Origin of the sequence: Streptomyces sp. NPDC101776 (assembly GCF_044766845.1) — a bacterium.
GTDB lineage: Bacteria > Actinomycetota > Actinomycetes > Streptomycetales > Streptomycetaceae > Streptomyces.
Window position 1 is genome coordinate 652,308 of sequence record NZ_JBIWMV010000003.1, and the last position, 11,930, is coordinate 664,237.

General features: G+C 69.3%; 9 protein-coding genes and 1 pseudogene. 5 read left to right on the forward strand and 5 right to left on the reverse strand.

The features are described 5' to 3' along the window. Positions 1 to 72 precede the first annotated feature (72 nt). Positions 73 to 1,074 carry a LacI family DNA-binding transcriptional regulator gene (locus tag ACIRRY_RS14625; RefSeq protein ID WP_403972044.1) on the forward strand — a complete coding sequence of 334 codons (1,002 nt, stop codon included), beginning with the start codon at positions 73 to 75 and terminating at the stop codon, positions 1,072 to 1,074. 690 nt (positions 1,075 to 1,764) lie between these two features. Here ACIRRY_RS14625 and ACIRRY_RS14630 read toward each other — a convergent pair. Together ACIRRY_RS14630 and ACIRRY_RS14635 are read right to left on the reverse strand one after the other, a co-directional pair. Further along, positions 1,765 to 3,255 carry a UvrD-helicase domain-containing protein gene (locus ACIRRY_RS14630; protein WP_403972287.1) on the reverse strand — a complete coding sequence of 497 codons (1,491 nt, stop codon included), beginning with the start codon at positions 3,253 to 3,255 and terminating at the stop codon, positions 1,765 to 1,767. A gap of 554 nt (positions 3,256 to 3,809) precedes the next feature. Beyond that, positions 3,810 to 4,706: a DUF6083 domain-containing protein gene (locus ACIRRY_RS14635; RefSeq protein WP_403972046.1), complete on the reverse strand. Its 897-nt coding sequence runs from the start codon at positions 4,704 to 4,706 to the stop codon at positions 3,810 to 3,812. A gap of 428 nt (positions 4,707 to 5,134) precedes the next feature. Here ACIRRY_RS14635 and ACIRRY_RS14640 point away from each other — a divergent pair, with 428 nt between their 5' ends. Next, a complete protein-coding gene (locus tag ACIRRY_RS14640; RefSeq protein WP_403972048.1) occupies positions 5,135 to 5,674 on the forward strand; it encodes a hypothetical protein in 540 nt (179 codons plus the stop codon). Positions 5,675 to 5,778: 104 nt separating this feature from the next. After that, positions 5,779 to 6,387, forward strand: a pseudogene (locus tag ACIRRY_RS14645) (solute carrier family 23 protein); the annotation flags it as partial. On the opposite strand, the gene ACIRRY_RS14650 reads toward ACIRRY_RS14645, so the two are convergent. Then, positions 6,384 to 7,667, reverse strand: coding sequence for an SGNH/GDSL hydrolase family protein (locus tag ACIRRY_RS14650; protein WP_403972050.1), 1,284 nt, complete (start codon positions 7,665 to 7,667; stop codon positions 6,384 to 6,386). The pseudogene ACIRRY_RS14645 and the gene ACIRRY_RS14650 overlap by 4 nt on opposite strands. A 70-nt stretch (positions 7,668 to 7,737) precedes the next feature. Next, positions 7,738 to 9,063, reverse strand: coding sequence for a PHB depolymerase family esterase (locus ACIRRY_RS14655; protein ID WP_403972052.1), 1,326 nt, complete (start codon positions 9,061 to 9,063; stop codon positions 7,738 to 7,740). 251 nt (positions 9,064 to 9,314) lie between these two features. Here ACIRRY_RS14655 and ACIRRY_RS14660 point away from each other — a divergent pair, with 251 nt between their 5' ends. After that, entirely contained in the window at positions 9,315 to 10,265 is a 951-nt protein-coding gene (locus ACIRRY_RS14660; RefSeq protein WP_403972054.1) for a polysaccharide lyase family 1 protein, read from the forward strand. A 32-nt stretch (positions 10,266 to 10,297) separates the two neighbouring features. Then, positions 10,298 to 11,092, forward strand: a complete 795-nt coding sequence (locus ACIRRY_RS14665; protein WP_403972056.1) for a pectate lyase — start codon at positions 10,298 to 10,300, stop codon at positions 11,090 to 11,092. 64 nt (positions 11,093 to 11,156) lie between these two features. On the opposite strand, the gene ACIRRY_RS14670 is transcribed toward ACIRRY_RS14665, so the two are convergent. Next, on the reverse strand, positions 11,157 to 11,912 hold the full coding sequence (locus ACIRRY_RS14670; RefSeq protein ID WP_403972058.1) for a PaaX family transcriptional regulator C-terminal domain-containing protein: 756 nt from the start codon (positions 11,910 to 11,912) through the stop codon (positions 11,157 to 11,159). Between the last annotated feature and the right edge of the window lie 18 nt (positions 11,913 to 11,930).

Sequence of the window (11,930 nt, forward strand, 5' to 3'; positions counted from 1 at the left end):
GAGGGCCCGTAGGGTGGGCCGCGTCGGAGGGTGGATTCACAGGTGGATGCGTCGGGAAAGCGGCGGCCTACGATGGCGGACGTCGCAGCGAAAGCCGGGGTGTCCCGGGCGCTCGTCTCGATCATCTTCCGTGGTCAGCCAGGAGCGAGCGAAGAGACCCGAGAGCGGGTACTGCGGGTCGCCGACGAGATCGGCTACCACCCCGACAGCGCGGCCCGGCTACTGGCCCGCGGCCGCAGCCGCACGCTCGGCGTGATGTTCACCGTGCACCAGACCTTCCACGCGGACCTCATCCAGGGGATCTACCCGGAGGCCGAACGTCTCGGCTACGACGTCCTGCTCTCCGCGGCCACTCATAGCCGTAGCGAGGTGAAGGCGGCCGAGGCGCTGCTCAGTCACCGCTGCGAGGCACTGATCCTGCTCGGCCCCGAGGCCGAGGCCGCGTACCTCGACGAACTCGGACACCGGGCAGCGACCGTCTCGGTCAGCCGCCGGGTGCCCAGCGCCCGCGTGGACTTCGTACACAGTGCCGAAGGCAAGGGCGTACAGCAGGCCATGGAGCATCTCGTCGAACTGGGGCACCACCGGATCGTGCACATCGACGGTGGCAGGGGACCCGGATCGGCCGAGCGGCGGCGTGCCTACCGGGCCGCGATGCGCCGGCACGGGCTGGAGTCCGAGGCGCGGGTGATCCCCGGAGAGCACACGGAGGAGTCGGGCATCGAGGCGGGCCGCCTGCTCGTGGCGGAGCGCGATCGGGGACAGACCCTTCCGACCGCGGTCCTCGCGGGCAACGACCGGTGCGCATGGGGCCTCCTGATGGCCTTGACGCGTGCGGGCGTTGAAGTCCCGCGCGACATGTCCGTCGTCGGGTACGACGACAGCCACCTCTCCCATCTGATGCCGATCGGCCTGACCACCGTCCGCCAGGACGCGGCTCTCATGGCGGAGCACGCCGTGCGGTTCGCCGTGGAGCGGTTGGAGAAACCGGACCTGGAAGCTCGGGAGGTCGTACTGGACCCGAAGCTGGTGGTACGCGGCACCAGTGACACGGCACCGCAGACATCGCCCTGAGACATCGGCGACCGGGGGCGGAGGGAGGCGGCCTCGTGGGATCGGGGCACGCACGCGGTACCCCCAGCAGTTGGGGCTTTCGGCCTTGCCGCGCTGAGTGTGGCACCGACCGCACGCCTGCCTGGGATCGAGCCCTTGACCATGTGGGCGAGGAGCCAGGACGACCTGCTGGACAGTCGCTCCAGCTCCGCGTGCGGGAGCCTGCGCCGTGCGTCCCGTTCGGAGGCGCCCTTGCGGAACTCCGTGGCCAGCTCTGCGACCGCGGCAGGGGCCTCGGCGTCGTCGGCGATGACGTGCATGGCCCTCATCCGGCGGCCGCCAGCAGCGTCGTACGGCCGCCCAGCACGGCCGAGAACTGATCCGTGATCTGTCTTCCGCTGGCGGCGCGGTGACGAGGCGGGCCGCGCCGAGGCGGTCGCGTACGGCGGGTCGGTGGGATACCCCGAACATCCGCTCGACTGGAAGGAGTGACCCCGGCGGCGCCATTCCTCCGCCAGCAGTTCGTACGAGCGGACCCGGTCCGTGTGATCATGCGCAGACGAAGAACCTGCCGGTGGCCGCCCCTCGGCTCTCGGGTCGGGCAGCCGCTCACGCGACCCGACGTCATGACTTCTGATCATGCTGTTGACCTGCAACCTGCTTACTCGTGGCGACGCCAGCCGCGTGGAGGCCCTGAAGCTGCATTACGGGTCAGTCATGTGCGTCGGTTTGTCGGGCACAATCGACAGGAGCTGGTTGGTTCTCGATCCATGCGAGCCCTCCGAGGTCCAGTTGATGCCGGGCGCGAGTTACTGCGACGTAGGCCAGACGGGCGTCCGTTTCGCTCACAGTTTCTGGGATCGGACGGCCGCTGTCGTCCACCTGATCGCTGTCCGACGGCGGGGGAAAGTCGTCGGCGATTCTGACCCCGAGCCACTCCCGGCCTTTTGCCTTGTGAGCGGTGGATACCGTGACCTCGGCGTTGTCTTCGTCGGTCAGCGCGTCGACGGCAGCGATGACGGCTTCGGGCCCGTAGGTGTCGACAAGTTCTACGAACGGCTGGAGATCCCGGCCGGCGGGATCGTATTCCGCGTACTCCTGCAACTCACCCCATGAGGCGAAGAGAACCAGTTCGGGGTGGGATGTGCGTCGGCCGTCCTTGAGGTCCCGCGCGGCGCGCGCCAGTGCGATGAGCGTCTGTCCGCCTCGGGTGAGCGCCACCCGGCGGCCCGCCTCCAGCAGTCTCATGACCTCGGTCATGGCGCCGATGTTGGTGCGGCACAGCACGGCGTCCGGACACGTGACCGGGCCGACCTTCGTTGGAATGGTGTCAGAACCGGTCAGCCGGATCGGCGCGTCGGTGAACGCGAGCCACCGGTTGGCTTGTTCGGCGAGGAGCGGGCCGAAGCGGAAGGAGCGGGTCAGGGTGAGGTGGGTGGCGTCGAAGCCTGTCATCACGTCCCGGGCCCCGCGCCACCCGTAGATGGCTTGGGCGGAGTCGCCGACCATGACCAGTTGGGCGTGTGCGCGTTGGGCTGCGAAGACCTGATCCAGGACGGGGTTGGTGTCCTGCGCCTCGTCGAGGAGGAGGAAGTCGGCGTCGATCTTCGGCTCGGTCAGGGCCCACATCTTCAGGTAGTGGTCGTGGTCGAACCGGACCACGCCGTCCTCGACATTCTGTAGATCGTTCCATGCCTTTCCGACGAACGGCATGACGGCTTCGGCGAGTTGGGCACGCTCGTTCGGTGTGCCCAACCTGCGCAGAGCCGGCACGTGGTGGGGGGCCGGGGTCTTGTCGGCGGACTGGCAGAAGCGGGTGACCGTACGCAACACGGTGTGGGACAGGGTCCGATGGCTGATCTCGTGATCACCGATACGGACGGGGGAGCCCACGCCCAGGGCACGCCCGATCCGCCAGGCGGGCTGGCGCGGGCTGTTGAGCCGGCGAGTGAACCGGTGGCCGACGGCTGCGAAGGCCGTGGCGTGAGCGGTCCTGCACTGCACGGAGCGCGGGAACCGGGTGGCGGCGTCGTCGGCGATGTCCTTGTTGAAGGCGAGGTAGCGGCCTCGACGTCGAGTGTTCGCGGCCAGCAGAGCCAGCGTGCTGGTCTTGCCTGTGCCGGCGCCGGCCTGCAGCACCATGTGGCGGCCGTCCCGGAAGGTGTCGACGGCATGGGCCTGTTCGTCGGTGGGGGTATGCAACAGGGGCTCCGCAGTGGAGAAGGGGCAAGGGGTCGTGTGCACGGTGCTTCGACACTGGTCGTCCGAGTCGCGCGAGGAGCCCGACGGTGAGCGCTGGCGGTCGAGCAGGACGCGTGCCGCACACGCGAGCAGGGCTTCAGGGGTGTGATGGACGAGGAGGTCCCGGAGCTGTCTGGTCAGGTGACGGGTGCAGGCCCGCTCGGCGCGTTCAACTACTCCTACGACGGTTTGGGCCAGGAAGTCCGCGCGCTTCTGCCCCCGAGCTGTCGCGGCCTGACGGATCGTGGAGCGCATGGCGCGGGTGAACGCGACGTTGAGCAGGACCTGATCTGATGCGTCGGGGCAGTGGGTCGTCAGAACGTCGATGGGCAGGAGTCGGTCGAGTTCGTGGCGGAGGAGGGACCGCAGCGCGTGTCGCGATGACTTTGCCCCGCGCACGGCCATCAGGCGGGTGCCGTCCGCGTTCGCCGCGAGCGGCACTCTGCGGCAGGCTCTGTGCAGCTCTGTTCGGGTGACCGGCCTGGCCAGGATGATTTCTACGGCATGCCGTCTCCTCATGACCGGACCGCCTTCTGTGCTCCGCCGCCCGGATGCGGTCGGCGGCTGTGGGTGGGGAGACGTCGGTGTACGTACGCGTGGTGGACGAGCGGGTCGAAGGGTTCCCAGTCCGTCAGTGCCAGATCCGCGGCTGTTGGGGTGGCCGCGTGCTGGGGGCAGCGCTGTGTTCGCCAGCGGAGCTGTTCGGCGTACGTCAGGGAGCTCAGGTCGTACAGGGCCATCATCTCGGCAGGCAGCGCCAGTTGCCCCTGGGTGGCCGTTGCGGGAACCAGTCTCCAGACGCCCGCTGGGCCGTCGGAGGCGAGCATCCCGACGGTGCATCGGTCGCGTCGCCGTGTCTGGGCCACGCACTGGATCTCGTCCAGGGGACGTGCGGCGAGGTAGCGGACGTACAGGATCTGGACGACGGGTCTAGCGGGCCGGCAGGGGCCCTCCGGCTGCCGGGCCGCAGGGCCCGCCGGTGCTGCCGATGCTGCCGCTGGGGTGAAGCTTCCGGCATCCACCATGCGACGCGTGTTCACGGCCAACGTCCGACGGAGGCTCGTCAGCTCGTGGACCACGGCGGTGTCGGCATCACGGGCCGGGCAGACGCTGGCGTGGGTCAGTCGGCACCAGGCGCTGCCGTCTCCGGAGGGATACGCGAGGCCGGAGCTTACGTGCCAGCGGTGGTCGGCGGGCACCACGGCCGTCGGCAACTCCTGGGGATGCAGGCGGACGGGACGGTCCCGGACTCGCTGATACCACTCGACTTGGTTGCCGCATTCACAGCAGCGGTCTCGCTGGGCACAGCGCAGAAGTCTGCTGGGGCTGTCGGGATCGACACACAGCGAGCGTCGCGGGTGGGCAAGGGCTGGGCTGCTGTCCCAGCGTCGAGGTACAGGTGAAGGGCGCATGTGCGCGAAGGTGCCAGCTCACACGCCGTAGAGGGACGTCTGGGCCGTGAATGTCCACCGAACAGCCCCACCAGGGCGACATGCGTTCGACTTGACGTCCAGGCGTTCGCACCGTGCTGCCCGATCGACTGAACACCCGCCAGGCTCGGACGGCTCGTCATTCACTCATCGCTTGCGGGGGTTCATGCCCGTGGAACAGGGCGCCGAAGAGCTCATCGAGTGGAGCGCCGAGCGCGTGGGCGAGGCCATCCCACTTTGACAGAGAGGGGTCTTTGCTGGTCAGCGGGGCTGGTGTGATGTCTCGTAGGGGTGCTCGTGCTGGTTGAGGTGGAGATCGGTAGCACGTGATCATCCGTCACGGGTGGTCTCTGGCCTTCTCGTACGGGGGACTTCGGCTGCCGCTAGGTTCTGCGGCGGGAGGGATGTTCATGACGGACGTGCTGACCTGGACGGTCGAGCGACGGGTTGAGCTGGCGGAACGTGCCGAACTGCTGCGCAAGGAGCTGGCCGGGATCGATGCCGAGGTGGCCCGGCTGGAGGCCGCCGAGGTGGTGTTCGGGCAGTGGGCCGAGGCGACCGACGGCGGTCGGCAGTCGTCGCGGATTGTGGAGCCGGAGCCGGAGCCGGAGAAGGTGGTGGTCGGGCCCGGTGCGGGTGGGATGCGGCTGGTGCCGGACCGGACGGAGGGGATGGGGGCGGAGGTCCTTACGCCGGAGTATCAGCGGATCATGGCGATCGTGGCCGGCGCGGGCGGCCCGGTGATGGCCAGGGACGTCGCGATCGCCCTGGGCCGTGAGACCACACCGGGCAAGGTCGAGCCGGTCCGCGGTCAGCTGCGCAAACTCTCCGACCAGGGGCTGGCTGGCCCGGACCGGATCCGGCCGCTACCTGCCGAGCTGACCGGCGAAGACTGCCGCGGAGCGGCCGATTCCCGCCGTAACACGAAAGCCCCCAGCGGGAGTTGGTGAGTGTGTGAAGACAAACCAGTCCGCCGAGGGCTCTCACGACGTTGTCTACCAGGTCCGCCTCCCGCTGTCGAAACGGACCATCGACCTCGTCGCCGGTCTCATACGTCGCCGTCGTCACGATGACCGAGACGACCGGTGACCTGATCGCGGTCGGCGAGATGACCGACCGCCCGATCGAGCCGCGCTCCCTCGCCGACGGGCTGCGCGCCGACGGCCTGTCCACCGTCCTCGGCGGGGTCTTCAACACCTTCCCGTACACGGCGTACGCCCAGAACGTCGGCCTGGTCGGGATGACCCGGGTCCGCAGCCGCTGGGTCGTAGCCGTCGCCGGCGGCATCCTGGTCGTGCTCGGCCTGCTGCCCAAGCTGGGCGCGGTCGTCGCGGCGATACCGGCGCCGGTGCTCGGCGGCGCGGGTCTGGTCATGTTCGGCACGGTCGCCGCGAGCGGTCTGCGCACCCTGACCCAGGTCGACTTCAAGGACAACCACAACCTCACCGTCGTCGCCGTCTCGGTGGCCGTGGGCGTGCTCCCGGTCGGGGTGCCGACGATCTACGCGCAGTTCCCGGACTGGTTCCAGACGGTGATGAACAGCGGCATCAGCGCGGGCTGCCTCACGGCGATCGTCCTGAACCTGCTCTTCAACCACCTCCCGGCGAAGGGGAGTTCACCGGTCACCACCGCTTCCGCCACCGCGACGGAGCCGGTCGTCTAACGCAGCAGTCCGGCCGGGACCGTCGCGGCCAGCACCCCGTACCCCGCCGGATTGAGATGCAGCCAGTCGCCGACCTGGAGGGCCGGGAGCAGTCGGCGCGGTTCGGCCGGATCGCGCACGGCACGGTCGAAGTCGAGCACCGCGTCGAAGCAACGGGCCCTGCGGATCCACGAGTTGACAGCTTGGCGGGCGGACTCGCGTTCGCCCGCCGGGTCGTCGTAGGTGTTGCCGCCGAAGGGGAGCAGGGTCGCGCCGTAGACACGGATGTCGTGGGCGTGGGCGCGGACGACGATCTGGCCGTAGGCGGCCAACAGGTCCTCTGTGACCTGGTGTTGGGCGGCGGGGGTCGCGTCGGCGGTGCCGATGTCGTTGACGCCCTCGAAGACGATGAGGCGGGTGACTCCGCTGCGGGAAAGGACGTCGCGGTCCAGGCGGGCGAGGACGTTGGGGCCGAGGCCGTCGTTGAGGACCCGGTTGCCGCCGGCGGCCTGGTTCAGGATCGCCACGGCGGCCGTGTCGGGGTGGGTGCGGAGGCGGTCGTGGAGCTGGTCGGGCCAGCGGTCGTTGGCGTTGGTCGTGGAGCCCCGGCCGTCGGTGAGGGAGTCGCCCAGGATCGCCACGGCCGTGGTGGTGCGCGGGGCCAGGACCTCGACGTCGCTCAGCAGATACCAGTGGTCGACCTGGGTGGCCCCGGGCAGATCCTCGTCCTGGGTGTGGTTTCCGATCTGGAGATACGACGTCGTGCGCGAGCCCGGGTGCGAGGTGAGCGCGAGCGAGGGCTGGCCCGTCGCCAGGTAGGTCGTCACGGTCAGGACGGTCGCGGCGCGCAGCTCCAAGTCCATTGGGTCGGAGACCAGTTGGGCGCCGACTGGGACAGTCGCCGAGCCGCGCCCGGCGAAGGTGACCGTTCTGCCGCTGCCGGGCACGATCGCGCTCGCTCCCGCTCTGCCGTCCTGCGGGAGCGCCACGGTCACGGTGGTGAGCGGGAGTGGGGTGTCTCCGTAGGCGTTGGAGAAGCGCAGGCGCAGCTTCCCGCCTCCGGTGGTGACGCGGAGTGTCTGGCGCAGGGTGGTGTCGACGAGGACCGACCTGGTTCCGGTGAACGGCGCGGGTGGCAGATTGCCGGGTTCGGTGAGCTGGGGCATCGCCGTCCAGGTGTTCACCCAGTGCGTGACGGAGGGGACCGAACTCCCCTCTGCGCGTGCGGGGTTGGTGGCGACCAGGGCCGACAGTGCCGTCGCTGTCGTGGCGACGAGCGCGGTCCGTCTCGTGGGCTGCACTGAATTCACCTTCCCCGAAGAGGAGTCGGGCGCAGAAGAGGAGTCGGGCGCAAGCAACACCAGGTACGGGTCAACCGACCGTGCAGGCCGTCCCGTTGAGCGTGTAGGCCGTCGGTGCCGCGCTGTTGCCGATGTGGTTCGCCTGGTAGCCGATGGTCACGCTCGCACCCGGCGCGATCGTGCCGTCGTAGGAGGCGTTGGTGGCCGTCACCGTGCCGGAGGCCGGTGTGTAGGTGGCGCCCCAGCCGTTGGTGATGGTCTGGCCGGTGGGCAGGGTGAAGCCGAGCTGCCAGCCGTTGACCGTGCTCGTCCCGGTGTTGGTGAGCGTCACGGACGCGGTGAGGCCGGTGTTCCAGGCGCTGGTGGTGACCGTCACCTTGCAGGGGCCGGTCGAGGGCGGGGGTGTGGTGCCGCCGCCGGACAGGCCGAAGAAGGTGAGGACGCGGGCGCCCATGCCGTAGGTGTAGAGGTTGTGGGTGACGCCCTGGAGGCTGATCGCCTCGACGGGGGCCTGGTCACCGGTGGCGCCGTAGCGGGTGCGGGTCCAGCCGGTGGCCGGGGAATCGGTGGCGGCCGGGGTCTGGCTGACGCCCTGCACATTGGTCCACTGTTTGATCTCCTCGCCGAAGTTGGGGTAGCGCAGGATGTCGTCGGCGGTCCCGTGCCAGAGCTGCATGCGAGGGCGGGGGCCGGTGTAGCCCGGGTCGGCGGCGCGCACCAAGTCGCCCCACTGCTGCGGGGTTTGGACGACCGTGCCGCCCGCGCAGGCGCTGTTCCACTCGGAGCCGTCGGTGGTGGCGAAGCAGCCGAACGGTACGCCGGCGAAGGCGGCGCCGGCGGCGAACACGTCGGGGTAGTCGCCGAGCAGGACGTTCGTCATCATCGCGCCGGAGGAGATGCCCAGGGCGAAGACGCGGGAGGTGTCGGCGGAGTAGGTGCCGGTCACCCAGTCGACCATCGACTTGATGCCGACCGGGTCGCTGCCGCCGTCGCGGTGCAGGGCCTGGGGCGAGGAGACGTCGAAGCACTTGCTGGCGCGGGTGACCGACGGGTAGACGACGATGAAGCCCAACTGGTCGGCCAGCGAGGCGTATTCGGTGCCGGAGTACATCGCGGGGCCCGATCCCCCGCAGTAGTGCACGGCCACGACGATCGCCGGGTGCGCGGTGACGGCGGCCGGGACGTACACGTACATCTGGAGGTTGCTGGGGTTGGTGCCGAAGCCGGTGACCTCGGTGAGGGTCGCGGTGGGGACGGCCTCGGTGCGGGCGGCGGCCGGGGGTGCCAGCAGGGTCAGGGCCGCGAGTAACGGCACCAGCGCTCCGAAGAGGGCGACGAGCACCGAACGCGACGGCTTTCTTGAGGACTTGAGGGTGATTCCGGCTGCGGGCGCCATGGGTGCGTCCCTTCCTGATCGCGGCTCGTGGGGCATCGCTCAGGCAAAGCAATCGGGGAGAACAATCGGCATCGTGGCATGCACATGAGCGCCATGGAAGCGCTCCCACACTCCGAATACTTTCGCGCCGAGCGTTGACTAGAAAGCGCTTGCACTCTACGTTCCGTTCATAAGTGTGACCGCACGGTCCTTCATGGCGTACATCGTTCACGTACTCGATCCCCCATGCCCTCCCGAAGGGACGCACCCGCATGCGTACTCGACGATCAGTTCTGGCGGCCGCCGCTCTCGCCGCGACGGCCGCGCTCACGCTCCCCCGGTCCGCGTCGGCGGCCGACGCCTCGCCGGTCGGATTCGGCGCCGGGACGACCGGTGGCGGCAGCGTCACGGCGGTCACGGTGTCGACACTGGACGCCTTCAAGTCGGCGGTCACCGGCAGCGGTTCGAAGGTGGTCAAGGTCAACGGCCTGATATCGCTGAGCGGTCAGGTCGACATCGGGTCCAACACGACGGTCCTGGGCGTCGGTTCGGCGTCCGGGTTCACCGGTGGCGGGCTGCGCCTGAAGAAGGTGACGAACGTCGTGGTCCGCAACCTCAACATCAGCAAGCCGGTCGCGCCCGCCGACGGCATCACCGTGCAGGCGTCGACGAAGGTGTGGATCGACCACAACGCCTTCTCGTCCGACCTCGACCACGACAAGGACTACTACGACGGTCTGCTCGACATCACGCACGCCTCCGACTACGTCACCGTCTCCTGGAACACCTTCAAGAACCACTACAAGGGCTCGCTCGTCGGCCACAGCGACAACAACGCGAGCGAGGACACCGGACATCTGCGGGTGACCTACCACCACAACTGGTTCGACCAGGTCAACTCCCGTATCCCCAGCCTGCGTTTCGGCACCGGGCACTTCTACGACAACTACGTCGTCGGCGCCGAGACGGCCGTGCACTCGCGCATGGGCGCCCAGATGTACGTCCAGAACAACGTCTTCCGCGACACGGAGGTCGCCCTCACGACGAACCGGGACAGCGACGTGGACGGCTACGCCAACCTCAGCGGCAACGACCTCGGTGGAGCCGCCACCGAGATCTCACAGGTCGGCACGTTCACCAGCCCGCCGTACAGCTACACCGCCGAGCCCGCCTCGACCGTCGTCGCCTCGGTGACCGCGGGCGCGGGCACCGGAAAGCTCTGACCACTCCCCCACCTCGGAGAAGGAATCGGGACATGACTTCTTCCGCACGATCGCGCGCGCTCACCGGCGCACTGGCCGCCTTCGGGCTCTCTGTTGGCATGATCATGGCATCCGGCACACTCTCGCCGGCCAGCGCCGCCACCTGGCCCACGGCCAGCGGCAGCCAGGCCGTGACCTCCACGATCTCGGTCTCGGGCACCAAGGACTACGGGATGCTGCGCCTGTACGGCAGCGGCGACCTGGGCACGGGCAGCCAGGACGAGGACCAGGGGCCGATCCTGGAACTGGCCGCCGGTGCCGTCGTCAAGAACGTCATCATCGGCTCGCCCGCCGCCGACGGCATCCACTGCCTGGGCAGTTGCACGCTGCAGAACGTCTGGTGGGAGGACGTCGGCGAGGACGCGGCGACGTTCCTGGGCTCCTCGTCGTCCAACGTGTACACCGTCTCCGGCGGTGGCGCGAAGGAGGCCAGCGACAAGGTCTTCCAGTTCAACGGCGCCGGGACGCTCAACGTCTCCAACTTCGCGGCGCAGACCTTCGGTACGTTCGTCCGCTCGTGCGGCAACTGCAAGACGCAGTACAAGCGCACGATCAACCTCAACACCATCGAGGCGACCTACAAGGGCAGCCGGATCGTCGGCATCAACACCAACTACGGCGACAGCGCGACCCTGAAGGCCATCACGATCGTCGGGGACACCAGCAAGAAGATGATCCCCTGCCAGAAGTACATCGGGAACAACACGGGCGCGGAACCGACGACCAACGGCACGGGTGCGGACGGGACTTATTGCAAGTACGCGTCCTCGGACATCACGTACAAGTGAGCCCCCCACGGTGACGGCGGCCGTACGAAGCGTCCCCGCACGGCGCTTCGCACGGCCGCTCCGGCTACGCCGGGTTCCCCAGCACGGCCGCGATCAACTCCCGTCGGTGGCGGGTGTATGCGGTGCGCAGGGCGGGGCCCGGCCAGTCGGCGGGCAGGAGTTCGGGGGGCAGGACGGGGTCGGCGAGCAAGTGCCGTACGGCGGCGGCGAGTACGGTGAAACGGTCGGTCGGGCGGTCCGCGGTGGCGGTGATCCGGTCGAGCAGCGTCTCGGCCGTCTTCGCCCAGGCGTCAAGTGGCCAGAGGTTCCCGGCCAGTTGGCGGGCGGGCCCCTCGGGGCGGGTGGTGAAGTGCCGGGCGACCGAGCCGAGTTCGTCCGGTCGGGGCCGTAGCAGATTGGCCGGGCGGAGCCAGACTCCCTCGCGGAGTTCCGCTAGCCGAAGGGCGGTCAACTCGCCACGCAGTTCGGCGCGTTCGGCGGGGCCGCGGCCGGTCGCGGTGACGACGGTCATCTCCCAGTCGCCGTCCCAGGGACGGGTCTCGGGGTGCACTGCGGCGTCCTGGCGGCGCTGGCGTTCCAGCAGCCGGTCGCTGAGGCGGTAGACCGCGTCCGTGCTGCGCAGGTCTCCGGCGGCCACCATCCGGCTGAGCGCGGCCCGCAGGGTGGAACCGGCCACGCCGAGCGGTTCGACCGCGCGCAGCAGATCCCGTACGGGCAACTCGGGCGGATGCGTGCCCAGCAGCAGGCTGAGGACGACCGACCGCGCGGACAGCGGGCGCAGGTTCGCCTCGCCGGGCCCTTCTGACACGTTCATGCGCATGGCCTCGTACTCTACGTG